Origin of the sequence: Leptospira sanjuanensis, assembly GCF_022267375.1 — a bacterium.
In the GTDB taxonomy this organism is placed as follows: Bacteria; Spirochaetota; Leptospiria; order Leptospirales; family Leptospiraceae; genus Leptospira; species Leptospira sanjuanensis.
In genome coordinates, this window is sequence record NZ_JAIZBH010000001.1 from 597241 (window position 1) to 621942 (window position 24702).

The window sequence follows — 24702 nt, forward strand, 5'->3', positions numbered from 1 at the left end:
GATTCAAACTGATCCGTCTTGGAGAAGGGAAAAATTGACCTTGAGCTTACTTTTTAGGCGATCTTGTATTTTGTCTCAAAGCGGTTTTTTTAGAGGAAGAATTTCCTTTGTTAAGAATTCCACCCTTTCGATCCGTCGACTTCGGCTTATATTTTAACACGGACCGGATCGAACTGCGTATTTCCTTCCAAGGAAACGGATCCGTATCGCGTATCTTCAAACGGGCTTTTCCGCCGATCAAGGATGGAAATTTCTTTCTGAGTTCGGTCAAAGCCTGCGACTTGCAGAGATAGATCGACAGGGAATTCTTTTCGGAAACGAGCGAGATCCAATTGTCGTCGACTCTGTATGTCGGCGTATGATTTTGCATCGATTCGAAGATTTCGGGAAACGTTTCCACGATCCAAGAACGGATCGCGAGAATTCTTTCCCTGCGAATTTCAGGCAGATTGTCGATATAACGAAGAATCGCCGAGGACATAATAAACGTGGGAACGGGTATAAACGAAAAGAGATACATATCGATTCGGTCAAAAATAAAATTCCAAAAAATTCTATTTCGCCTTTCCTCCTTTACGGTTTGCGGACTTGAGAGGATTCGATTTCGCGTTATTTTTGTTCTGATTTTGTTTTTCAAATTCTAAGGAAAACTTTCGGAGATTCTCAGCGGCGGAACTCAATTCTTCTTTTGGAAACGGAAACTCGAATGGGTTCTTGATTCCTAAAATGGATGAGAAAAGATAGTGGGAATTTTTCGAGTCCTCATAGATCGAATCGGGATCGATATCGTTGAACCCGAGCATGTAGAACGCGAATTTTTCGTTCTGCACGTTTCCCATCGCGACGATTGTCTCCGCCAAGAATTCCGCGGGCATCGTCGTAGAAAACGAACCGTCCTTTTGTCCTTCCGCGATCAAGTCCTTGAGGAATGCGACGTCCCGTTTGAAAATTTCCTTTTCGAGTTTCGCTTTGAGGGTCTGGTTTTCGGGCAAATAAATCGCTTTGAGAAAAAAGAATACCATCTCCGGATTTTTGTTTACCCAATCGAAATGAAGTTCGTGAATAATTTTAAGTTTATCTAATGTGTTTTTCGGTTTTCGGCCGTTCACATCCGAGAGCAGCTGCTGAGTAAGTTCGTCGCTCATGAATTTGATCAATTCCATGAGAAGTTCTTCCTTGGAATTGAAATGATGATAAAAGGTTCCTTTGGCGATTCCGAGTTCGTCGATGATGTCGTGAACGGAGGTGCTGTCGTAACCTTTCGTAAAGAAGAAGCCGCGCGCGCATTGTAGGATGTCGTCCCTGCGTTCCTTTCCCTTTTGTTTGTTTTGCGCGAACTTTTTCATGGCTAAAAACCGACCGACGGTCGGTCTATTTTCCGAGAGTGGGGACGCCGTGGTCAACCAAAAATTTTACGGAAGAATGTGGGAACTCCTTCTGAATGGGGACCGGGATTTCTCCGTTGGAGCAAGAAATGTGGGAACTCCTTCGTTTAAGAACGGAGAAACTCCTCGATTTCACGGAGTAATAACGCATATCCTTCCCCGGAAACTCCGTACCAAGCCGAACGAAGCATTGCGACTTGGTCCTCGCTCCGCATCTTTTCGCGCCCGAAGTCGGCTTGTCCCAATTCTCCCGCAAATGGAATTCCGTATTTTTCTTCGCAGAGTCGGGCCAGGGAAGAATGAATCGAACTGATCGAATAACAACAAACCTTCTTTTCCAAAAAGACCGCCTCAAAAAGCGACTGACCGAAATAACCGACAAAACCGGACGACTCGGCCAAAAGATTTTGAAACCGAAACCTCGAGACTCTGGGAAGAAATTCGATTTCCTCCGACGACAAAGGCGGAGTTCCGCCGATTCGGATCAAACGATTCGGGTTTGCCGCCGTCGCAGCGATTGACGACGTTTGTCCGGCCGAGATCGATGCAGATCGGTTTTTTGTGGAAGTATCGTTCGGAGGAATCAAAGACAAAAGAAACGAATCCAGTTCTCGAGTAAAAGAAGAGTTTATGTTTCCCGCATAACAAAGGATATACGATTCCGCCTTACGTTCGACGTTTATAAGAGAAGGCGGGATCAGAATTTTATCCAAGGAGAAACTTTCCCGGATCGAAGGATGAGGAAGAACCTCGTAGTGGCGATATCGTCCCCGATCCGATCCGAAATGATCCAAAAGAAAAATTCTAGTTTTTGAATATGCGGGAATTGGAATGTCTCTGGAGTCGACTACGAGCAGATCCACCGCATCGTCTTTCGGAAATTCCCGAAGCCAGACCGTCTCGTACGAGGCCGCGGACAAAAGAGAAAAAAGAATTCTCGAACGTTCAAAATGACCGCTTCCGAATTCTTTCGGATCTCCCGCTAATACTCCGATTCGGATTTTTTTCGTTTCTACAGCGGAAGACAAGGGGGTTCGAAAACGAATCTGTTCCACGTCCTTGTTTCCCGAAAAGATATCCGGGTTTTTTTGGTAAAGTTCCAGACATTCTCTTGCGCCGAACAGAGGATTCACGTCGTTCAAAGAATCGAAAATGAGAGCCGTTGTTTCAAAATCCTTCTGTTCGTCGATCGTAAGACGAAACATCGGAAGAAGTTCTTTTTCCGATTCCGTCAAAAGGGAGGAAAGTTTTGAAATTCTAAATCGATCCGGATTCTCCTTAATGTGAAGACTTACGTGTTCTTTGTGTCTTTCTTCCAAAACGTCGGGCGTCCACTCGAGAGCCTTTCGGGAAAAAATCTCTCCGCCCATTCCCAAGGGAAGCCCGTTTATATACGCTAGGTCCGCATTCGAAAATTGGAATGTTTGCAGGAGCTGATCCAAGTGAAGCGTATCGTAAAACGGATTGTCTCCGGTTAAACGAAGGATATGATCCGCCTGAAAACGTTCGGCCGCGGAGATATAACGTTGACGAACGTCGTATAAATCTCCGGTAAAAAAACGGTAATTTCTCGATTGCAGGAACGATCGCAATTCTTCGTCCCCGTCAGGGATCAAATATACGATTTGTTCTTCGGGTAGAACCGCCGAAATTCTTTCCTGAATCCGATCGATGAGGGTTTTTCCCGTTCCGGGAGGGAATTCTTTGAGAACCTTTCCGGGAAGTCTTGTCGAATCGGTTCGAGCTTGGATAAACGCGTAGATCTTACGCGTTGAACGTATACCACTCATCGCAACTCAAACAGGGCGCGCCCGTGGTTTCGTGTTTTCCGTTCAGCGAATTTGCGAACGAAGGCAGGCCCTTTTGCCAAATCTGCATTAGGTTTTCTTTATGTAGATTTCCGAGTTCCTTTGCGGGGATCTGTTTGCATACGGAAACGGTCCCCTGAGAGTTCACGTAAAGATCCCGGTTGAGATGCCAGCAGAATTCCCGCTGGATCGGAGTCAGATCGGTGACCCGTTTTTCGGGCATCAATCCCGCATAACGGTTGTATTTCTGAAGTACGACTCCGTAACCCCGTTTTTCGGTTTCGTCCACCCAGGTTTCGACTTCTTCTTCCGCTTCCTGAATTTTTAAGAACTGAAGATAGATTCGGTTTTTCGGAAATACGGATTCGAGTTTGTCTAGATTGGAAAGAACTTTGTTTAAGGACTTTTTGCCGTAAAGTTTTTCGTATTTATCCGCGTCGTTGGTCGTGAGATTGACGATCCAGGTGATTTTTTCCTTTTGTTCCGGAGTAAGAGTATTCAAAAAAGTGAATGTATTTTCCGAATCCGTATAAAGCGCGGTTTCGATGATCAGTTCCTGCAAGAGATGCGACGAGGCGCCGATAACCGCCGAGATCAATTTCGGAAACTCGGGATGCAAAAGGGGTTCTCCGAGTCCGCCGAAACAAACGGTGTATTCGTTGGAAAAAGATTCCTCCTGTTGTTTCACGAGATTCTCCAGAAAGGAAGGAGAAAGAGACGTTCCGTCCTGATCGTTCGATCCGAATTGTCTCGGACAAAAGCTGCAGCTCAATTCGCAGCCTCGATAGACTTCGAGTTCCAGATACGAAGGGCCGGTTCTGAAAACTTCGGGATGTTCCTGAATCCAAGGTTGAATTTCGGAATAACTCCATTCTTCCTTCGTTTTTAAAAAGCCGCGCACTAAGTTGAGAGAGCGTCTGTTTTTCAAGGAGAAGTCGAGGCGGTATTGTCTGAGGTCCGGTGCGTGATAAAAAATTTCGACGTCGTAGTGGTTGATGTTTTTGCCGAGATATTCCTGGGCCGTCGTTTTGGTCGCATCGGGTATTCCGTTCGTGAATTCTCTGGATACGATCGTGGGAACGATTCCGGCGGGAAGATTTTCGCTATAAGAATACTGAGAAAGATAACGATCGTGTCTTTCGTAAATTTCTTGGCTCAGGTCGGTATCCAAACAGGGAAATAATCCCGTAAAATAAAAAAACGAAGCGTCGTCCCAATCAGGATCTCCGGTTCTGGAATCGGGAAGGGCGGCCGCTACTTTTTTTAGGAATACGATCTCGGAAGATTCTTCCAAGATTTGAATATTCAAAGAATTGAATTTAGATTTCGTTTCGGAGAAAGGCCATGAATTGAAAAAAACGGCGGAGTCGGGAAGAACCGAGGCCAATTTATCGAGAGAAAGACGGAGCAGATTCTCCCTTTCGTCCGCGGAAATGGATCGGAGCAGATCGAACGTTTCCGCGTTTAAATATACGGCTGAATGGGAAATCGGAAATTTCATGGCTCGGATTTAGTATCGGTCGAATATCGAAAGATCGTAATACGCAAAATCAATCCAGGTGGAATGTCTCCTCGCGAAGAGGGATCTTATTTTCCTTTCTATATGCGTCGTCGAAGATTTGGATAGGAAGTTCGGCCCTCGTTTCTTTCAGCCATTTGTGAAACGTGTCTTCTTCCTTATCTCGATACAAAATGTTTTGAATTCCACCGCGCAGGTTTTCCATCGGAGTCGGTCTTTTTCCTTCGATTTTCAAAACGCAGTATCGTTTTCTTTCGTCGCGGAACACGTCGGAAACTCCTCCGTTGGGAAGAGGGGCGGCGATCGAAGCGGTGACCTTGCTGTATTTGTAAAGATCAAAGGAAGAAATCCATTCGACCAAACCTCTCCTTGCGCGAAGAGTCGGATCGTTTCTCGGAGATCCCGCGATCAACGCGAAAGAAGAAGGATCGGAGATGACGGACTTTCTGATTTCGGAAACTTCTTTATAAAGTCTATTTTCTTCCTGGACAGAATCGTTGTCGGGTGCGACCGCAATGATTCTGTAGCGAATTTCAAAACCGACCTTGTCCTTGTTTTGGTTATACCAGTTTCTGATTTCGCTTTCGCTCGGAGGAGGCACGGCCACTTTCAACTGGAGAAGCTGTCCTTTCTTGATTTGATACGGAAGTTCCGTAACCCAGAGTTCGAAAGGCATTCCGGAAGAACCTTCCATCGCCTTTTCGAATTGTTTGCGGTTCGTGACTCCCATCACTTCCATTCGTTTTTCGATTTCGGCCTCGACTCTTTGTTCGTTGACCTGAACGGATTCTTCTTCCGCGATCACGTCCACGATGGCGCGGTCGATGAGAAAGTCGATGACTCTGGTTCTAAGTGATTTGCGGTAGTCTTCGTGTTTTAAGTGTTTTTGAAGACGGTTGTATTTTTCGGTCGCGTCGTCGAGGTCCAGTTCGGAGATCGAAACGGTTCCCACGGTGGCGATGACTCGGTTGAGAGATTCGGCGGATTGAACCGGTTTGTGCAGAAACAGGAATCCAAACATCCCTGCAAAGAAGAACGTTTTTGCGTATGTTTGTCGTTTCATAAACGGCTCCAAAGGTAAGAATGCCTTTGATCTGTAAGATCCCCGGCAAGATCCCTTGGTTCAACCGTTTTTCTTCGATTTTAGTTGGTTCGGAACTTTCCTACTAACTGCCCTAAGTTTTCCGCTTGTCCGTGCATGTTTCCGGAGAATGAGGTAAGATCGTCCGCTCCGGCCGCGATTTCCTGTGTTCCATCGGATATGCTCACGATCGTTTTCGTGATTTCGTCCGTTGCACGTTTTTGTTCGAGCACGGCTTCTTCGATCTGCAAACTGAACGTCATGAGTTCGTTCGCACTCTGCGAGATTTCCTTCGTATTCTCTTCCTGGGTTTTTACGGAAGTGAGAACGTTCTTCGCGTAACGATCGAATTCTTCTACCTGTTCTCTGAGTTTTTTCAAGACGTTGGAAGCTTCGGAAACTTTCGTATTCCCGTTTAATACGGCATTGTTCGTTGAGTTCACAAGCGCCCCGATTTCTTGAACGCTTGTGGAAGTTTGGGAAGCGAGTTTTCCGATCTCTTCGGCGACGACCGCGAATCCTTTTCCCGCTTCTCCTGCTCTTGCGGCTTCGATGGCGGCGTTCAATGCGAGAAGATTTGTTTTTTCCGAGATCTCAGTGATGATGGAAAGAATTTCTGTGATTCGGGAAGCGCTGTCACCGATCGCGGCCATTGCGCTGGTAGAGGCGACCATTGCATTCTCCCCCGTGACTCCTTGTTCTTTGGACTCGGCGGCTAAACGCACCAAGTCCTGCATTTCCCGATTGATGTTAACGATTTGTTCTTTGAGACGATCCACGTTCCCGTCGATCTCTTTCATACTGGAAACCGCTTTTTCCATGGACTTACCTACGTTTTGAGCGGAGGCTGCGAGTTCTTCTACTGCCGCCGAAGATTCTTCCGCTGCGGAGGCTTGTGTTTGTGCGACATCGGAGAAACTTCTGGAAGAATCCGCCATCTTTTCGGAAGTTCCTTTGAGCACGTTAGCCGATCCTCCGATCTCACGCACGACCTTGAGAAGATTTTCCCGCATTAAATTCATCGAATGAAGAAGAGTTCCGATCTCGTCCGAACGATGATGATCCGCTTTTTCCGCGACGAGATTTCCTTTTGCGATTTCTTCCGAAAAGCCGATCGCTTTCAAAAGACCGGACGTAATCAATTTTTGGAATATGAAACTGAGGCAAATCAAAACCGAAATCAAAATCAAAATCGCGGATATATAACTTTTAAAAAGAATCGTCAAGACTTCGCTTTGGTAGATCGAATCGGGAACGCTGACCTGCATCACCCAATATCGTTTGTCCTTACCGACGTGAAACGGAAAGTAGTAATGGGTATGTCCTTCCGAGTTGAACGTGAAGTTTTTTCCTTCCTGACTTTTCTTCAGGAAGTGCTCGAGTTCTTCCTTGTCCGGAATTTTATTTCCGATCAGCTTTACGTCCTTTCCGTTTACCGTATACAAGCCGCTCGGAGAAATCAAAGCCATATAACCTTGTTGCCGAAACGGTTTTACTTCTCCGAATTTCTTTTGAAGCTCTTCGACTTTGAGATCGATCCCGCAAGCGCCTCTGAAAAAACCGTCCTTGCTGATCGGAGCGACGATGGAAAGCATCATCGTATCGACGTTTCTGGATTTATAACGATAGGGTTCTGAAACGAAGTAGGTGTTGTTCTTTTTCGGAATTTGATAGAAGTCCCCGGTCCCGTCCGTGTTTTCATAGCCGACGCTCGCCTCGATCTTGGCTTTTCCTTTTTCACCGGATTGATAGACGTAGGGAACGAATCTTCCGCTTGAGTCGTGTCCGACCGCATTGCGGAATTGCGCGTCTTTTCCGTCGTAAAGATTCGGTTCATACACGAGCCAAAGCGCAAAGAAGGAAGGATTTCGTTCGATGACTTCGCGGATGGAACCGATGATTTCGTTTCTAGGAGGAGACGTGTAAATCAGAGGAGAGCGAAATCCCCTCGCATAGAACATCGCTGAATCAAGAATGTCTTTCACTTCCAAAGACCAACGTTCGGATGTGATCGCGGAATTATTTTCAACTTCCGCTTTAAGATTTTGATACGAAGTAACGGAATTGATCGCCGCAAGAATGGAAAAACCGATAAACAACACAATCGATAAATACAATGAAATGCGAACTCGAATACTCATATCGTTCTACCTTTTAACCGCCGAATTGGGAAAAGTTATTGTATCGAAAAATAGAATTCTATCAATTCAAATATTCATCCCTTAAGGATTCGTGGACTTGGAATTATAATTTACGATAATCTTATAAAAACTAAGAACGAGCTCTTTCGGTACGTTCTCGACCTAGCGTATCCGCATCTTTTTTCAATTCGTTTTGAATTTACCGATGAGTTGCCCTAAGTTTTCCGCTTGTCCGTGCATGTTTCCGGAGAATGAGGTGAGATCGTCCGCCCCCGCTGCGATTTCCTGTGTTCCATCGGATATGCTCACGATCGTTTTCGTGATTTCGTCCGTTGCACGTTTTTGTTCGAGGACGGCTTCTTCGATCTGCAAACTGAACGTCATGAGTTCGTTCGCACTCTGCGAGATTTCCTTCGTATTCTCTTCCTGGGTTTTTACGGAAGTGAGAACGTTCTTCGCGTAACGATCGAATTCTTCTACCTGTTCTCTGAGTTTTTTCAAGACGTTGGAAGCTTCGGAAACTTTCGTATTTCCGTTTAATACGGCATTGTTCGTTGAGTTTACAAGCGCCCCGATTTCTTGAACGCTTGTGGAAGTTTGGGAAGCGAGTTTTCCGATCTCTTCGGCGACGACCGCGAATCCTTTTCCCGCTTCTCCTGCTCTTGCGGCTTCGATGGCGGCGTTCAATGCGAGAAGATTTGTTTTTTCCGAGATCTCAGTGATGATGGAAAGAATCTCTGTGATTCGGGAAGCGCTGTCACCGATCGCGGCCATTGCACTGGTAGAGGCGACCATTGCATTCTCCCCCGTGACTCCTTGTTCTTTGGACTCGGCGGCTAAACGTACCAAGTCCTGCATTTCCCGATTGATGTTAACGATTTGTTCTTTGAGACGATCCACGTTCCCGTCGATCTCTTTCATACTGGAAACCGCTTTTTCCATGGACTTACCTACGTTTTGAGCGGAGGCTGCGAGTTCTTCTACTGCCGCCGAAGATTCTTCCGCTGCGGAGGCTTGTGTTTGTGCGACATCGGAGAAACTTCTGGATGAATCCGCCATCTTTTCGGAAGTTCCTTTGAGCACGTTAGCCGATCCTCCGATTTCACGCACGACCTTGAGAAGATTTTCCCGCATCACGTTCATGGAATCTAGAAGAATGCCGATTTCGTCCTGACGTTGATAGGTTTTTTCCGCGACGAGATTTCCTTTCGCGATTTCTTCCGAAAAGCCGATGGCTTTCAAAAGACCGGACGTAATCAATTTTTGGAATATGAAACTGAGGCAAATCAAAACCGAAATCAAAATCAAAATCGCGGTTAAGAAACTTTTGAATAGAATGCTCAAGACTTCTTTCGTATAAATCGAATCGGGAACGCTGACCTGCATCACCCAATAGTTTTCATCCTTACCGACGTGAAACGGAAAGTAGTAATGGGTGTATCCCTTCGAAGACGCGCTGAAGTTCTTTCCTTCTTTGTTTGATTTCAGATACGTTTCCAAGTCTTCTTTATCGGGAATCGTCTTTCCCACAAGACTCGGATCGATTCCGTTGACCGCATAAATCCCCTTAGGCGAAAGCAACGTTACGTATCCTTGTTGGCGAAAGGGTTTTACGTCTCCGAATTTCTTTTGGAGATCCGCGATCGTAAGATCGATCCCGCACGCTCCTCGGAATGTTCCTTCCACGCTGATCGGCGCTACGACGGAAATCATCAAAATCTGTTCTCCGCCTACGACCGTATACGAGTACGGATCGGTCACGAGATATGCGTTTTTCTTTTTCGGAATTTGATAGAAGTCGCCTGTGCCGTCCGTATTTTCGTAACCGACACCCGCTTCCAAAGCGAGTTTATTCTTTTCCTTCGTTTGATGAACGTAAGGAACAAATCTTCCCGTCGAGTCGTGACCGGGAGTATTCGCGAACTTGGCGTCTTGACCTTCGTATGCGTTCGGTTCATACACGAGCCAAATTCCATAGAAGTTCGCATTTCGGTTTAATACTTCCTTCATCGAGTCTATGATCGCTCCTCTCGGAGGAGAAGTGAACATCAAAGGAGAACGAAATCCTCTTACATAGAACATCGTCGAATCGAGAATGTCCTTCACTTCGAGGGACCAGCGTTCGGCCGTCAGCTTGGAGCTTCCTTCTACTTCTTCTTTCAGATTTTGGTACGAGCTGATCGAGTTGATGACCGCAAGAACGGAAAAACCGATAAACAGAACGATTGCGAGATATAAAGAAATTCGAGTGCGAATGCTCATGTTGTTTGCTCCTATTCCGAATCCGTTGTTTGAAACTTGCCGATGAGTTGTCCTAATTGTTCCGCTTGTCCGTGCATTTCGGCGGAGAATGAGGTGAGATCGTCCGCTCCGGCCGCGATTTCCTGTGTTCCATCGGATATGCTCACGATCGTTTTCGTGATTTCGTCCGTTGCACGTTTTTGTTCGAGCACGGCTTCTTCGATCTGCAAACTGAACGTCATGAGTTCGTTCGCACTCTGCGAGATTTCCTTCGTATTCTCTTCCTGGGTTTTTACGGAAGTGAGAACGTTCTTCGCGTAACGATCGAATTCTTCTACCTGTTCTCTGAGTTTTTTCAAGACGTTGGAAGCTTCGGAAACTTTCGTATTCCCGTTTAATACGGCATTGTTCGTTGAGTTCACAAGCGCCCCGATTTCTTGAACGCTTGTGGAAGTTTGGGAAGCGAGTTTTCCGATCTCTTCGGCGACGACCGCGAATCCTTTTCCCGCTTCTCCTGCTCTTGCGGCTTCGATGGCGGCGTTCAATGCGAGAAGATTTGTTTTTTCCGAGATCTCAGTGATGATGGAAAGAATCTCTGTGATTCGGGAAGCGCTGTCACCGATCGCGGCCATTGCACTGGTAGAGGCGACCATTGCATTCTCCCCCGTGACTCCTTGTTCTTTGGACTCGGCGGCTAAACGTACCAAGTCCTGCATTTCCCGATTGATGTTAACGATTTGTTCTTTGAGACGATCCACGTTCCCGTCGATCTCTTTCATACTGGAAACCGCTTTTTCCATGGACTTACCTACGTTTTGAGCGGAGGCTGCGAGTTCTTCTACTGCCGCCGAAGATTCTTCCGCTGCGGAGGCTTGTGTTTGTGCGACATCGGAGAAACTTCTGGAAGAATCCGCCATCTTCCCGGAAGTTCCTTTGAGCACGTTAGCCGATCCTCCGATTTCACGCACGACCTTGAGAAGATTTTCCCGCATGACGTTCATAGAACCGAGTAAGGTTCCGATCTCGTCCTGTTTGTCGCGATCGCTTTTTGCGACAAGGTTTCCTTTTGCGATTTCTTCCGAAAAGCCGATCGCTTTCAAAAGACCGGACGTAATCAATTTTTGGAATATGAAATTCAAACTCAAAAGAACAACGACCAAGATGACTAACGTGGAAACGAAACTTCTAAACAGAATGCCCGCGATGTCGTCTCGATAAATCGAATTCGGAATGCTGACCTGCATCACCCAGAATCTTTTCTCTTTTCCGATATGAAACGGAAAAAGATAATGCGTATATCCGTCGGCTTCGGCGGTGAATTTTTTTCCTTCCTGGCTGAGTTTCAGATAGGCGTCCATGTGTTCTTGAGGAATCGACTTGCCGACGAGTGTCTTATCCAAACCGTTGACCGCATAAATCCCCTTAGGCGAAATAAGAGCGACATATCCTTGATCGCGGAACGGCTTCGTATTTCCGATGAGCCTCTGTAATTCCTCCAATTGGTAATCGATTCCGGCCATCCCGTAATAACGGTTCTCCACGCTGATCGGAACCGTGAGGGAGATCATGAGAATGCTGATCTTGCCTTCGACTTCGTAATAATACGGATCGGTCACGAAAGGGGCGTTTAGCTTTTTTGGAATCTGATACCAATCGCCTTCCGGACCGGCGCTATCGTAGAACTTGCAGGGTTCGAGAACGATGTCGTCGTTCGTTTTTCCTCTGTGAAGATACGGGACGAATCTTCCCGTGGAATCGTGTCCGACCGCATTGACGAACTGAGCGTCCTTTCCGTCGTATGCGTTGGGTTCGTAGGCGACGCTCGCACCGTATAAATTATCATTTCGCTTTAATATTTCCCGAAGGGAAGTGATCACTTCGGTTCTATCGGGCGAGGCAAACATAAGTGGGAAGCGGAAGCCTCGGATCAAAGCCATCGTCGTATCCAAGTGGTCTTTTACTTCGAATGTCCAGCGCTCCGCCGCGACCTCCGAGCTGTTGATGACTTCTTTTTTGAGATTCTGATAAGCGCTGTATGAGTTGATCCCGGCGAGAATGCTGAAGCCGATAAATAAAACGATGGAAAGATAGAGAGAAATACGAAACCGAATGCTCATTGTATAAACTCCGAGAGCGTTACTCGAGAAATAGAAAAAGATGATTAAAAGAGGATGGGACGAATCGTTCGAGCAAAATATTCCTAACTTATAAAAAATTCATTCGTTTTTATGTAAAGAGAACGGTTCAGGCTTCTATGTCGCATAGACCTCGTTTCTCCCCGGAGTGAAAGTTAGGACGTATCTTGCGGCGGCGGAAAGTTGAAAATCATATTTTCAAAACTCACACGAAAGTTAGAAATTCGGGAGAATAAAAAGCGGCACTCACCGATCGTTTCGTGATATTCACTTGTCCGATCCGAATTCTTTGATACGTTAGAAGCAAAGGGAAGCGGTGATAGAGTTTGTTCGATTTTAGAGTGAAAGGTTTATCACTGTTTTCTTTTTTTCACAAAGATAGATTTTTCCAGTTCCCTTCCAAAAAATTTTGGAGGTTTTAACCATGTCGCTTTCTGCGCGTGTATTCCTATTGCGGATCAACGGCGTGATGCTCATGATCGCGTCTCTAGGCGGTTTTATCATCTTGGACGTTCTCGGGATTTTTTTCGGAAAGGGTCCCGCCCGTTTTCTTTTAGAAGGTCAGGAATTTATCGGAATCGGAGCGTTCGAAGCGCACGGACTCGCTTTTATACTCGGTGTTCTTCTTTTCCGCGCCGGAAAGGAACCGAAACGATATTGGCATGTCACCGCCGTCGCGATTCATGCTCTATTAGGAACCGCTAATATTCTCATGTGGGGAATTTTTATCGCGGTCAATAGTCTTCCTATGGGCTACGCGACGACGGCTATGCACTGGATTTTCGTTTTTCTACAACTGCTCGCCGTGTTTCAGTCGGAAAAAGAAGACTGATTGCGGCGGACGAAGAGGATCGCGAAATTCAAACCTCGCTTTCTACCGTAACCTTATCCACAAACCCTGAATTGAAAGACAATTTGTAGGAGGTACGACGGTTCTGCCGTGAAATTTTTCGAACCCCGCCCGCGTTTCGGGTGGTGGAGGTGGGTTTGTGGGAAGACTCGGTAAACTTTTCTCTATCAGAAAATCATACTTTTTGCAAGTAAAAATCTCATTTTTGTCGGAACACTCGAAAAATCAGTGAGAAAAACTCAAGCCTCGCTTTCTATCGATTGCGAGGTTATGCCGAAAGACCGAATACGTCGTGAATTTTGTTGATCGCTACTTTCGCCTGATCTTCCGGGATCACGCAGGAAATTTTGATCTCGGACGTGGAAATCATTTCGATGTTGATTCCGTTGTCCGCGAGCGCTTTAAACATCCCCGCCGCGACTCCCACGTGGGATTTCATTCCGACTCCGACCGCGGAAACGATCGCAATACTTTCGTTGATTTCCGGTTCTTTCGCGTTATGCGACTTTGAAAACCCCTGAAGGATCGGCTTCGCTTCGAGAACGTCCTTTTTCGGAATCGTAAAGGAGATCGTATTGATTCCGTTATGCGGAGAAGATTGGACGATCATGTCCACGAGAATGTGTTTGGAACTGAGTTCCCCGAAAAGTCCCGCGGCTAATCCCGGTTTGTCGGGAACCCCCGCGATTGTGATTCTTGCTTGATCGCTTTTAGCGGTGACTCCGCTGACTTTTAATTTTTCCATAATCTTATCCTCGCTTACTACGAGAGTTCCTTGGTTTTCGTTGAAGCTGGAGCGGACGTGAATGACCACGTCGTAGTTCATTCCCAGCTCCACGCTTCTGGAATGAAGAACACCCGCGCCTAAACTTGCAAGTTCGAGCATCTCTTCGTAAGTGATCTGCGTATGTTTTTTTGCGTTCGGTACGACTCTCGGATCGGCGGTATAAACTCCGTCGACGTCCGTATAAATTTCGCATTCTTTCGCGCCGAGAACCGCTGCGACCGCAACCGCGGAAGTGTCGGAACCGCCTCTTCCCAGAGTGGTGATGTTTTCGTCCGCGTCGATTCCTTGAAATCCCGCGATGATGACGACCTTGCCTTCTTTGAATGCGTTATCGATTTTGGATCGATCGATTTCTTTGATCTTTGCGTTCGAGAAATTTCCATCGGTAAGAAGTTTGATTTGAGAGCCCGTAAACGAAGTCGCGGGAACTCCGATTTCCCAAAGAGCCATGGCGAGAAGCGCCGTGGAAATTTGCTCGCCCGTTGAGAGGAGCATATCCATTTCCCGTTTCGGAGGATTCGTTGAAATTTTTGCGGCGAGGTCCACGAGTTCGTCCGTGGTATGTCCCATCGCGGAAACCACGACTGCGACCTGTTGTCCTTTGTCGTGGTAAGACTTGATTCTTTTTGCAACGTTCTGGATTCTTTCCGGGGTTCCCACGGAAGTTCCGCCGTATTTTTGAACGATGATATTTGCCATAACCTTAACAGTCATGATTTTCTTTCAGGGCGGGGGATCAAGAGAATTCGATTTTGATTCTCCGATTTTGGAAAGAGGGTTTCGTTCTTAGGAAAGGCTTTAAAACTGACGAAAGAAGAAACTATGTTCAGCATCCTCGATTGGTCCATCCTATCCATCTATCTTATCTTTGCGTTCGGCGCGGGCGTTCTGCTTTCTCCCAAAGCGGGGAAAAGTCTCGTTTCGTATTTCGTAGCCGATCGGAAACTTCCGTGGTGGTGGCTCGGAACGTCGATGGTCGCGACAACGTTTGCGGCGGATACTCCGCTCGTGATCACAGGTTTTGTGGCCGCCGACGGAATTTCGGCCAACTGGTTTTGGTGGAGCTGGGCGATCGGTTATATGGCGATGACCGTTTTTTTCGCGGGCAAATGGAGAAGGATGGAAGTTCTCACCGACGTAGAGTTCGTCGAACTCCGTTACGGCGGAAAACCCGCCATGATCCTTCGGATGGTCAAAGCGTTCTACCTGAGTATATTAGTAAATTCGATTGTACTCGGATGGGTGTTTAAGGCGATGTCGAAGATCACCGGTCCCTTTTTGGATTGGAAGGATCTGATCGGCGCGGACGGATTTGCGCTCGTTCAAAGTTTATGGCCTTCTTTTCTAATATTCGATTCTTTGAATAATACGATCACAGTTCTCATTTTATTTTTGGTCGTGATCGTTTACAGCAGTATGGGAGGAATCCAAGGCGTGATCCTGACCGATCTCGTTCAGTTCGCTTTGGGAATGGGCGGCGCGATTTTGTTCGCGGTGTATGCGGTTTCGAGTCAGGGAGGGATTTCCGGTCTTCTTACCAAGATGGAGGAGGTCTATCCCGATAAACACGAATCCATCCTGAGTTTTTGGCCGGACTTTCAGGACGCTTCTCTTCCGTTTACGGTTTTTCTAATCTTCGTTTCGGTTCAGTGGTGGGCGCAGTATTATTCGGACGGCTCCGGTTATTTAGCGCAGAGAATCCACACCGCAAAAAATCCGAAGGAAGCCGAGAAAGGTTCTCTTTGGTTCAATGTCGCCAATTTTATGGTGAGAACCTGGCCCTGGGTTTTGACCGCGCTCGTCACGTTAGTCGTCTTTCCTTTGCACGATCCGACTCGATATTTTCCCGAAGGACAGATCGTGGGCGGGGACCGCGAGATGGGTTATCCTGTTCTGATGAAGCTCCTTTTGCCCAGCGGGGTTTTGGGGATCGTGTTCGCGAGTTTGATGGCTGCATTCATGTCCACGGCGGACACGCATATCAACTGGGGCGCGAGTTATCTGGTAAACGATTTTTATATGAGATTCGTTCACCCGACCGCAAGCGATAAGACTTTGGTGAGAGTCAGTCGAATCGCGGTCGTGTTGATGTCGATCATCGCGATTTTGGTCGCGACTCAAATCCAATCGATCGCGAGCGCGTGGAAGTTTTTGCTGGCGTTCGCATCGGGTATGGGTTTGCCCCAGATTTTAAGATGGGTTTGGTGGAGAACGAACGCTTGGACGGAACTTTCCGGAATGATCACCGCTCTTGTTTTGTCCATGATTTTGTATCCTGCGTTTCCCGAGGTTCGATCGGAATATCTTCTGTTCTGGGTTGCGACCGGTTCGGTGATCGTTTCCATTACGGTGACTCTTTTGACTCCGCCGGTTCCGCAGGCAACGTTAGACGCGTTTGTACAAAGGGTCAACCCGTTCGGATTTTGGAAAGGCGGCGAAAGCAAAGAAAGACTCCAGGATTTTCGAAGAAGAATCGCGCTTTGGTTTTTGGGAACCGTCGCCTTGTTTTTCGGAATGTTTTCCTTGGGATATTTCTTTCTATTGCGGTTTTGGCAGGGCTCTTGTTGTCTGATCGGTTTTGCGGTTTTCGGCGCGGTCTATTGGAAAACGGAATTCGATAGGAATCGGACGGATTGACCTTCGCGGTTTGTTTCGGAGAACAAGACGCGATTGTATTTTGTTCATTTTGAATATTCAAAATTTATTAAGTTTCGATGGTGCTAAGGTCGGCGTTTCTTTTTAGGGAAAGGCCGGGCTTTCTTCGGATGTAAATCGTTTTGTCCGTTTTGGCGATCAATTCTCCGGATTGTTCTAATATCGGGATTTCCACTTTAAAGAACGTTTTCTTTTTGCGATCGCATTCTTCCCGAATTCGGATTAAATCCTCCGGGAGAATTTTGAATTCAGCGAAGACGTCGTTGGAAGTCGCTTTGAGATATTGGATCGAACCTTGAACGTCCCACAAAAGATAATTGTCTCCTAAATTTTCCTTCAGCATCAAAAGAGGAATCGGATCCACGAACGCATACAAAGAACCCCCGAAGTGAGTGCCCATCAATCCTTTCGTTTTCCGATTGAGCGGCAGTTTTACTTTCATCTCTCTCATGTCGTCCGTCATAAGAAGAATTCTTCCTCCGCATCTCCAATAAACCGGCCAACGCAAAAAGATCTTGAGTTGGTAGAGGAACGCTTTCCAAAAACGAAAGAATTTGATTTGGTGGTTCATATAAAGTTTTATATAAAACTATTTATAATTAGACGTCAAACTAAAATCGGAATTCTTTTTTGAGAAAGGAAAAACGGGACTTTTTCCTTTTCCGGAGACGGGCGAGATCGTGCCGAAGAACACGTTTTGGGAAAGAATTATGGATTGAAAAACAAATCGAATTCTATTTTTTGAAAAATCCGGGATAGTAATGATAGAATTCGCACGATTCTTACAAAAAAGGAAATGTCTTTTCAAAGACGGCGTTTCGTCCGAATTCGTACGTTCCGGCCTTTTCATTCTTCCTTGTTTCCTGCGTAACCCCTTTCGTGTTTTCCTTTACATATCGATCGTGTTCTTATCCGGTCCTTTGTTCGCGCAGAAACCCGTTCAAGCGGAAATCGTCGTCATGGACGAAACGGGGAATAACGCGGTCTCAAACACTCCGATCGTATTTCAGGAAATCGGAAAGTATCTCATCACAAACGGAGAAGGTTCGGTCAAGGTTACGTTTCCCGCGCCGGGAACATACGGCCTGAGAATCATGACCTCCGAAAAGGTGTTTAAAAAGTCCGTTACGATCGAACACGACGGTCAAAAGAAATTTCTTTTTATCCGCAAGCCCGTTGCGGGAGAAATCAACGTCTACGGAGACCGCGATCTCGAATCCCTCTCGCGTTATACTCTGCAACAGGAAGAGATCCGAAGATTGCCGGGCGCGCAGAACGACGCGCTCAAGGCGATACAGACGTTACCCGGAATCGCGGCGGTTCCTCCGATCGGACTTTCGTCTTCTTCGTTTAACAATTTGGTGAACAGCGTGGGAAATTCGAATCCGTATTCGAACAGCGAGCGGGGGTTTTTGGTGATGCGCGGGGGAGGAACTCTCGCGAACGGTTATTATCTCGACGGCTTTCCGATGTCGTATCCGTATCACCTCGGAGATCAATCCTCGGTTCTGAACAATAATCTCATCAAGTCGTTTAACATTTATTCGGGCGCGTTTCCGGTTCAATTCGGTTTTGCGACGGGAGGAATCATCGATATTCGAACGCCGGACGCCGTCGCGAAAACGTTTTCGATCGTAAACTTGAACACGTTTCTTTCGGACGTTTATCATCAGAATAAAATTTCCGAAAACATCTACGCGATCGTTTCCGCGAGAAAGTCGTATCCGAACTTCACTTTGCTGAAATTATATCCGGACGGAATTCCTCCCGACGCGAAGTACGCGGACTACGAAGACTATCAAGCTAAGTTCAATTGGAAGCCGGGCGCGAATCATACGTTCAACGTGTTGTTGTTCGGCGCAAAGGATAAACAGAAATACACGAAGGCTCAGGACGATTTCGAAAACAGCAAAAAAGAATTCTTAGGAATCTCCACATTGCAGGAAGCCGCTTCGGGCAGGCCTCCCGTCGGTTTGGAACGATTGTTTCGAACGAGCGGGTTTCGTTATACGTACAACAATAAATCCTGGTTTGAAAGTTCCTTCTCCATTTCGAACAATTATTTCCGCGAGAATTTCGAAGTAAACTTCAACAACCCTTTGACGGCGGAGCTGATCTTCGGTCTTCAAAACGTCACCACTCAGAATATTAACTTTTTGGAAAATAATACGAGAATCAATCTGATCGAAAGGTATCTAACGTTCCGATTCGGCGGTCAACTCCGCGAGAAAACGATTCAACTCCAAGGCGAGGATATTAAGTCTTCCAATTCCACCTTTCTCGATTTCTTCAACAGTCTTTTGGATTCCAATCGTCAGTTCCGCGCTTTGATCGAAGGAGATCACATTCACACGAGAGAAATCTCGGGTTTTGCCGAACTCGAATTCAAACTCGGAGGATTCAGCATTCTTCCCGGTTATCGACACGACTACTACGATAAGGTTCACGAAAAACGGGACGCGTTTCGAGGAAGAGCGGAATACGAAATTCTCAAGACGGGAACGAAATTCTTAGCGGGAACCGGCGAACATTTTAATGCGCCTTTGCAGATCGAACAGTTCTCTTCGAGATCGGGAAATCCCAATCTAAAGATGGAACATTCGATTCATTCTTCCGTTGGAATCGAACAAAGAGTGACCGGCGATTATATCATCAAGGTCGAAGGGTTTCACAACCAGTATTCGAATCTGGTCACGCCCGATACGTATGTTCAAGATCCTTATCATCCGAACAACGAAAAACGGGATATCGTAAATCATCCGGACGACGTTCAAAAAAATCCGTTTCTCGTGCGAAACATGAATTATTCGAATTCAAGAGACGGTTACTCGAGAGGGGTGGAGATTTTTTTCAAAGCGAATCACAATTCCGCGCGTAGATTTTTCGGATGGATTTCTTATACGAATTCCGTATCCAAGCGGAACAATCATCAACCTCAACTTACGGACGACGAGGAAAAACAAAGAACCCGCGACAACCGAAATCGAAGACTTCAATACCAGCTGCACGAGGGCGGAAATTATCTCAACTACTACGACGACGGAAAGTTCGAACTCCTCGTGGACAACGACAAACTGCAGTTATACGATTATGATCGAACCCACATTCTCAACATCGTATTGGCTTGGAAGTTCGGTCAGAGCTGGCAAGTGGGCGGTAAATACACGTATCTTACGAACGTTCCGATCACTCCGATCGTGGGTTCGTCCAAAGCTTCCGCGATCGCTTCTACGGGAATCAATCTCTACAATCCAACGTATTCCGAATATTATAATTCCGGAAGATGGCCCGACTTTCATCAACTCGATATCCGCATCGATCGTTTTATGAATTATCAATGGGGTTACGTGAACACGTATATCGAGTTTATCAACTTCTTCGGTAATAGAAATCAGATCAGTCAGTCGTTTAATAATTTCGGTCCTTATTCAAGGGATGCGGTGACCAATCCGTTGACGGGAATTACCACGCCGAGTAATCCGAATCCGGTGTATAACGCCAATTACATCGAATCGACAGTGATCGGCGGAAAGGTGAAGTATTATCCTTTGATCAGTATCGGAATGCAGATCAAGTTCTAGGATTTTCCGATCAGGGAGAATTCTCCCGCTGAAAAGGATGGACAGAATGCCTTTTTTTTGATTTCTGGAATGTATCATTTAAAACGTCATAAAAGCGATCATAGGGGATAGCAATCATGTCCGGACATTCGAAATGGGCTACGATCAAACGTAAGAAAGACGCGATCGATTCCAAACGCGGAGCCATTTTTACAAGAGTGGGAAAAGAAATCACGGTAGCCGCAAAGATGGGGGGAGGAGATCCGGAAGGAAATCCGAGACTCAGACTTGCGATACTGAAAGCCAAGTCAGTCAACATGCCCAAAGACAACATAGAAAGGGCGGTTAAAAAAGGAACGGGAGATTTGGAAGGAGTCACTTACGAAGAGTGTCTCTATGAATGTTTCGGACCGGGTGGAATTGCGATCATGGTTTCCGCGGTCACCGATAAAAAATCCAGAACGACTCCGGAAATAAAAAGTATTCTTACGAAACTCGGAGGTTCCCTTGCAACCTCCGGCTCCGTAAGCCGGCTTTTTGAAAGAAAAGGAGTGATCGTACTTGAATCCGCTCAAATCGGAGAAGACGAACTCGTCGATCTCGCGGTTGGAGCCGGAGCGGAAGACGTAATCAACGAAGGGGAAGTGTTCCGAGTGATTACAAATCCGGACGATTACGAGGCCGTATTACACGCGTTAAACGAGAAGGGATTGAAAGCGGAGGAATCGGAAATCCGTTATATCGCTTTGGTCAGTTCCGAAATCGCGGACAAAGAGGTCGCCGAGAAAGTGATGAAGTTGATCGATCAGCTGGACGGCCACGACGACGTGACCTCGGTGACATCCAACTTCGAGTTGGCCGCTTCGCTCGAAAAAGAATTTGAGTGACTTCTTGAAATTCCTCGTATCCGATCTCTCTTTTGCAACGAAGGGAGATTCGGATTCTCCCTTCCTATCTTTTTTTCATTCAATCGGGAACGTTTAACTTGAGAATTATCGGAATCGACCCGGGTTCGCATAGAGCCGGTTATGCGGTTCTGGAAAAGAACGGTTCCAAGATCCGAATCCTTACGTACGGGACCGTTGAAGTTCCCTCCGGAACACCTAGTCCCGATAATCTTCTTCTTTTGAGAAGCGGTTTGTCAGAAGTGTTGGAGGAATTCCAGCCTTCGCTTGCATCCGTCGAAGAGATGTTTTTTGCGAAGAATAAGAAGACCGCTTCGCGTGTGTTCGAATCGAGGGGCGTTCTTTTGGTTACATTAGCGGAAAAGAATATTCCAATTTTAGAACCTACCGTTTCTCAGATCAAAAAAGGGACTACGGGAAGCGGAACCGCCGATAAAAAACAGATTCGCCAGGCTTTAAAGCTGCTGCTCAACGTCGAATTGCTGAAAGGACACGATGATTCCTGGGATGCGGTGGCCGCGGCTTACGTCGGCCTTTCGATGAGTTCGAGTCCGTTGTTGGGTGCGCGTTTTAAGGTTTAGGGAGAGGGACGGTTCCAACCGGAAGAATTGTCATAGTTCCGACAATCAGGATCGCATTTTCTCCTTGCCTCATTCCACCTCGCTTCCTTCGAACGGAAGTTTTGTCGTTTGAATGTCCAAAAGAGGACCGAGTTCGTAGATATTCGTATAACCGTACGCTTTCAGAGAAACGAACGTCGAAAGATTCAAAGAAGCCGCCGGAGCTTTTGCGGCAAACGCCTGCGGGCTTCCCATGAAGTTATTGTTACAGTAAATTAGAATTTTTGAATCTAATTTCGGGATTACTTGAGCCAAGGATTCTTTGGTGAACTCGGTGAACGGCAGACTGATCGCGCCGCGGATATGTCTGAGTTTGTAACGGGATTCGCTGCGTGCATCCAAAAGTATCACGTCTTCTTTTTCGATCATACGAAGGAATTCTTCCTCCGTAAGACGTTTGGCCTCTCTTTCTTCCGAAGAGGAATTTACGGTTTTTTGAAACGTTTTGTAGTCGATAAGGCGGTTCGGAATTTTGTTTTTCGTTTTAATAATCGTTTTCTCCTTTGCGATTAAAGTTCCGCTCACTGAGAAGCTGAGTAGAAGGATAAAAAGAATTCTCATAAACGTTGCTCCTAGATCGAACTGACTGAAATTCTCGGCCCAAAACTTCGAATGTCAATTCGCTTTTCCGGTTTTCAGACGCGGTTGATTCAAAACATTGGTACATCCGAATCGGTTTAAAGGAAGAGTTATGGGAAAAAACAGAATCGAAGGCATGATTCAATCAAAAGAATGGAAATTGAAATACGTTTCGGATGGAGAAGGACCGGATGTTTTCGTGATCGGAAGCGCTACCTATTACGATCGAAGTTTTTCCCAAAACATTCGTAACCATTGCCGAATGATTTTTGCGGACCATCGAGGATATGCGGAGGGACCTGCGTCTACGAACAAAAGCAATTTCTCCTTAGATGTTATACTCGAAGATATCGAACTCGTCCGAAATAGGCTCGGTTTGGAGCAAATCGTTTTGGTCGGGCATTCCGGTCACGGATATATGGCTCTTGAATACGCGAAAAAATATCCGGAGAACGTTTCTCACCTGATTTTGCTCTGTATGACCCCGGATCTTTCCCAAAAAAGTCACGAGCTCATCGAATCGTATTTTCAGGAGAATGCGACAACCGAACGAAAGGAATATTTTGCCGAACGAATGTCCGAATTAGGGGAAGCGATCTCCAAAGATCCGCAAAATGCATTCAAATTGTTTAATGTGTATGCGGGTGCGAGGAGCTGGTACGATTTTAAATACGATTCTTCCTGGCTTTGGGCGGACATACCGGTAAACACTGCGGTCTTCGATCACTTATGGGGAGAAGTATTCCGCGATATAGATATCAAGCCTGCGGTGCGATCGCTGAAAATTCCCGTTTATCTCGGCCTCGGAAGATACGATTACCTCATGCCTCCCGCCTCCACTTGGGATCCGGTTCTTCCGCTGTTTCAGGATTTAAAGGTTCAATATTTCGAGAGGAGCGGACATACGCCTCCGTTGGAAGAACCGGAAAATTTCGATCGCGAAATTCTTTCTTGGCTCAAGGAAAAGAAGGCGATCTGAGTTTCGCTTTGGATCGATTTTCTGATCCTTTCCGGATCGGATTATCCGAAAGAAATATTCGTTTTTCTTAATGATTCGATCCGAGGTTCGCCAAAAACCAATCCTCTTGCGAGGAGCGCATTCTGTGTTCCATTGTGATTTTCTTTTCGATCTTTTCCTGCATTCTTCGGATCGAAGCAGCGATCATCGAATGTTCGATCGCTTGTTTGTTTACGCCTAAATTTTGCATCAGCTTTGCGATATTCTCTCCGCCGAATTTTAAAAAAATCGGTTCGTCCAAGGAGGAGAAAACGGTCGCTTCCTTCAGTTGCAGTTTTAGAAAAACCTGTTGTTCGGTTTTTCGAAGCGGATGGTGTTCTACAAAGATCGGATGTTTTTCCAAAAGATCCGTAGTTTCCAGTTCCCATGCGTATAAAAGCCGAGAGGAACCGTTTCCCAATTCGAGAGCCTCTTGAAATCGGCGGAAGGTTTCTTCGAACCAAACGACAAAAACGGTCTCCGGCCGCTTCTTCAAAGTTATTTTACATTTTTCTAATTTAGATTCTTGTGATAAAAAAACCGAATCCTTAATCGGTACGGAAGGGGGTCGGCGTTTCAAAAAATCGAACATTGTTTTCCATTCTCCCCTTAAAAACGGAAACCGGATAAAGCCGAAGTTGAACCGCGACTAAAATCGCTTCCGACTAAGAATTCATATGATGTAAAATCTGAAGTCCGCGCAAGGTCAAAAGAGGATCGATCTGATCGAAGATGCCCGGATGGGCTACGTCGATTACTGTGACAAGACCGCCGGTTCCGATCACGCGATAATCCTGACCTTTTTCCTTTTTGATCTCGCGTATGATTCCTTCCAACAAACCGATCCAACCGAAAAAGAATCCGGATTGAATCGACTCGATCGTAGAATCCCCTAAGATCTTATCGGGTGACTGAAATACGATCGGAGGAAGCTGCGATGTGTTTCTTGTCAGAGCGTCCATCGAAACTTTCAGTCCGGGAGCGATCACTCCGCCGAGATATTCGGGTTTGTCGTCGACGACGCAGAATGTGGTCGCGGTTCCCAAATCGATGATGATGGATTTACCCGGCGAATCGACGACGCAGGCGGCTGCGTTTACAAGACGATCGGCGCCGATTTCATAAGGTCTCGGATAAGAAATCGAAAACGGGAGTTTCATCTGATAATGAACTCGGACCGCTTCGATTTTAAACCAATCATGGAACATTCTTTCCAAGATCGGGTTGAGCGTAGGCACCACGCTGGAGTAGATTCCGCCCGTGATCGCTTCGTTTTCGATTTTAAATTCGCGCAAAAACCCGCGAAAGAACAATCCGAGTTCGTCGGATGTTCGGTCTTTGCGGGTTACGGTTCGTTTGTGAAAGAGGGGAGTGGTCTTTCCGTTTTCAAAAATTCCGAAGACCGTGTTCGTATTGCCTACGTCGACTACTAAGAGCAT

The 24702-nt window shown here is 46.3% G+C and carries 18 protein-coding genes and 1 pseudogene; 6 read left to right on the forward strand and 13 right to left on the reverse strand.

The annotated features are described in order from the left end of the window. Positions 1–46 precede the first annotated feature (46 nt). The 8 genes from LFX17_RS02840 to LFX17_RS02875 all read right to left on the reverse strand — a co-directional run bounded on the left by LFX17_RS02840 (position 47) and on the right by LFX17_RS02875 (position 12292). On the reverse strand, positions 47–520 hold the full coding sequence (locus LFX17_RS02840; RefSeq protein WP_238728780.1) for a DUF1801 domain-containing protein: 474 nt from the start codon (positions 518–520) through the stop codon (positions 47–49). Positions 521–554: 34 nt separating this feature from the next. Then, complete coding sequence (locus LFX17_RS02845) at positions 555–1346, reverse strand: TetR/AcrR family transcriptional regulator (RefSeq protein ID WP_238728781.1); 792 nt, start codon at positions 1344–1346, stop codon at positions 555–557. 146 nt (positions 1347–1492) lie between these two features. After that, positions 1493–3175, reverse strand: a complete 1683-nt coding sequence (locus tag LFX17_RS02850) for a glycosyltransferase family protein (protein ID WP_238744918.1) — start codon at positions 3173–3175, stop codon at positions 1493–1495. Further along, positions 3150–4694 carry a spiro-SPASM protein gene (locus LFX17_RS02855; RefSeq protein ID WP_238744920.1) on the reverse strand — a complete coding sequence of 515 codons (1545 nt, stop codon included), beginning with the start codon at positions 4692–4694 and terminating at the stop codon, positions 3150–3152. The genes LFX17_RS02850 and LFX17_RS02855 overlap by 26 nt, the downstream gene beginning before the upstream one ends. 49 nt (positions 4695–4743) lie before the next feature. Beyond that, positions 4744–5775: a putative peptidyl-prolyl cis-trans isomerase gene (locus LFX17_RS02860; RefSeq protein ID WP_406600655.1), complete on the reverse strand. Its 1032-nt coding sequence runs from the start codon at positions 5773–5775 to the stop codon at positions 4744–4746. Between the two features lie 80 nt (positions 5776–5855). Beyond that, positions 5856–7934, reverse strand: coding sequence for a methyl-accepting chemotaxis protein (locus tag LFX17_RS02865; RefSeq protein ID WP_238744922.1), 2079 nt, complete (start codon positions 7932–7934; stop codon positions 5856–5858). A gap of 183 nt (positions 7935–8117) precedes the next feature. Beyond that, positions 8118–10196 (reverse strand): methyl-accepting chemotaxis protein, encoded by a 2079-nt coding sequence (locus LFX17_RS02870; protein ID WP_238744924.1) that lies wholly within the window; start codon positions 10194–10196, stop codon positions 8118–8120. An 11-nt stretch (positions 10197–10207) separates the two neighbouring features. Continuing rightward, entirely contained in the window at positions 10208–12292 is a 2085-nt protein-coding gene (locus LFX17_RS02875) for a methyl-accepting chemotaxis protein (RefSeq protein WP_238744926.1), read from the reverse strand. Positions 12293–12734: 442 nt separating this feature from the next. On the opposite strand from LFX17_RS02875, the gene LFX17_RS02880 reads away from it, so the two are divergent. Then, on the forward strand, positions 12735–13142 hold the full coding sequence (locus LFX17_RS02880) for a hypothetical protein (RefSeq protein WP_238744928.1): 408 nt from the start codon (positions 12735–12737) through the stop codon (positions 13140–13142). A gap of 286 nt (positions 13143–13428) precedes the next feature. Here LFX17_RS02880 and LFX17_RS02885 read toward each other — a convergent pair whose 3' ends face one another. Continuing rightward, positions 13429–14646 (reverse strand): aspartate kinase, encoded by a 1218-nt coding sequence (locus LFX17_RS02885; protein ID WP_238731483.1) that lies wholly within the window; start codon positions 14644–14646, stop codon positions 13429–13431. A gap of 123 nt (positions 14647–14769) precedes the next feature. Here LFX17_RS02885 and LFX17_RS02890 point away from each other — a divergent pair, with 123 nt between their 5' ends. Further along, positions 14770–16584: a sodium:solute symporter family protein gene (locus LFX17_RS02890; protein WP_238744929.1), complete on the forward strand. Its 1815-nt coding sequence runs from the start codon at positions 14770–14772 to the stop codon at positions 16582–16584. 67 nt (positions 16585–16651) lie between these two features. On the opposite strand, the gene LFX17_RS02895 is transcribed toward LFX17_RS02890, so the two are convergent. Beyond that, on the reverse strand, positions 16652–17173 hold the full coding sequence (locus LFX17_RS02895; protein ID WP_238728792.1) for a DUF4442 domain-containing protein: 522 nt from the start codon (positions 17171–17173) through the stop codon (positions 16652–16654). Between the two features lie 274 nt (positions 17174–17447). On the opposite strand from LFX17_RS02895, the pseudogene LFX17_RS02900 reads away from it, so the two are divergent. From LFX17_RS02900 to LFX17_RS02910, 3 genes and pseudogenes are all read left to right on the forward strand, one after another. Then, positions 17448–20183, forward strand: a pseudogene (locus tag LFX17_RS02900) (TonB-dependent receptor plug domain-containing protein); the annotation flags it as partial. Between the two features lie 116 nt (positions 20184–20299). Continuing rightward, complete coding sequence (locus tag LFX17_RS02905) at positions 20300–21049, forward strand: YebC/PmpR family DNA-binding transcriptional regulator (protein WP_238728794.1); 750 nt, start codon at positions 20300–20302, stop codon at positions 21047–21049. 98 nt (positions 21050–21147) lie between these two features. Further along, positions 21148–21648 (forward strand): crossover junction endodeoxyribonuclease RuvC, encoded by a 501-nt coding sequence (locus tag LFX17_RS02910; protein ID WP_240009247.1) that lies wholly within the window; start codon positions 21148–21150, stop codon positions 21646–21648. Between the two features lie 69 nt (positions 21649–21717). Here LFX17_RS02910 and LFX17_RS02915 read toward each other — a convergent pair whose 3' ends face one another. After that, positions 21718–22248: a rhodanese-like domain-containing protein gene (locus LFX17_RS02915; RefSeq protein ID WP_238728796.1), complete on the reverse strand. Its 531-nt coding sequence runs from the start codon at positions 22246–22248 to the stop codon at positions 21718–21720. A gap of 130 nt (positions 22249–22378) precedes the next feature. Between LFX17_RS02915 and LFX17_RS02920 the strand changes: the two genes are divergently transcribed. Next, a complete protein-coding gene (locus LFX17_RS02920) occupies positions 22379–23245 on the forward strand; it encodes an alpha/beta fold hydrolase (RefSeq protein ID WP_238744931.1) in 867 nt (288 codons plus the stop codon). Between the two features lie 67 nt (positions 23246–23312). Here the strand turns inward: LFX17_RS02920 and LFX17_RS02925 are convergent, their stop codons facing one another. Then, positions 23313–23759, reverse strand: a complete 447-nt coding sequence (locus LFX17_RS02925) for a hypothetical protein (protein WP_238728798.1) — start codon at positions 23757–23759, stop codon at positions 23313–23315. A gap of 169 nt (positions 23760–23928) precedes the next feature. Next, positions 23929–24702 (reverse strand): type III pantothenate kinase, encoded by a 774-nt coding sequence (locus LFX17_RS02930; protein WP_238744933.1) that lies wholly within the window; start codon positions 24700–24702, stop codon positions 23929–23931.

Coding starts and splice junctions, on each gene's coding strand:
- LFX17_RS02840 (WP_238728780.1), bottom strand. CDS start 520: ATGTATCTCTTTTCGTTTATACCCGTTCCCACGTTTATTATGTCCTCG.
- LFX17_RS02845 (WP_238728781.1), bottom strand. CDS start 1,346: ATGAAAAAGTTCGCGCAAAACAAACAAAAGGGAAAGGAACGCAGGGAC.
- LFX17_RS02850 (WP_238744918.1), bottom strand. CDS start 3,175: ATGAGTGGTATACGTTCAACGCGTAAGATCTACGCGTTTATCCAAGCT.
- LFX17_RS02855 (WP_238744920.1), bottom strand. CDS start 4,694: ATGAAATTTCCGATTTCCCATTCAGCCGTATATTTAAACGCGGAAACG.
- LFX17_RS02860 (WP_406600655.1), bottom strand. CDS start 5,775: ATGAAACGACAAACATACGCAAAAACGTTCTTCTTTGCAGGGATGTTT.
- LFX17_RS02865 (WP_238744922.1), bottom strand. CDS start 7,934: ATGAGTATTCGAGTTCGCATTTCATTGTATTTATCGATTGTGTTGTTT.
- LFX17_RS02870 (WP_238744924.1), bottom strand. CDS start 10,196: ATGAGCATTCGCACTCGAATTTCTTTATATCTCGCAATCGTTCTGTTT.
- LFX17_RS02875 (WP_238744926.1), bottom strand. CDS start 12,292: ATGAGCATTCGGTTTCGTATTTCTCTCTATCTTTCCATCGTTTTATTT.
- LFX17_RS02880 (WP_238744928.1), top strand. CDS start 12,735: ATGTCGCTTTCTGCGCGTGTATTCCTATTGCGGATCAACGGCGTGATG.
- LFX17_RS02885 (WP_238731483.1), bottom strand. CDS start 14,646: ATGGCAAATATCATCGTTCAAAAATACGGCGGAACTTCCGTGGGAACC.
- LFX17_RS02890 (WP_238744929.1), top strand. CDS start 14,770: ATGTTCAGCATCCTCGATTGGTCCATCCTATCCATCTATCTTATCTTT.
- LFX17_RS02895 (WP_238728792.1), bottom strand. CDS start 17,173: ATGAACCACCAAATCAAATTCTTTCGTTTTTGGAAAGCGTTCCTCTAC.
- LFX17_RS02905 (WP_238728794.1), top strand. CDS start 20,300: ATGTCCGGACATTCGAAATGGGCTACGATCAAACGTAAGAAAGACGCG.
- LFX17_RS02915 (WP_238728796.1), bottom strand. CDS start 22,248: ATGAGAATTCTTTTTATCCTTCTACTCAGCTTCTCAGTGAGCGGAACT.
- LFX17_RS02920 (WP_238744931.1), top strand. CDS start 22,379: ATGGGAAAAAACAGAATCGAAGGCATGATTCAATCAAAAGAATGGAAA.
- LFX17_RS02930 (WP_238744933.1), bottom strand. CDS start 24,702: ATGCTCTTAGTAGTCGACGTAGGCAATACGAACACGGTCTTCGGAATT.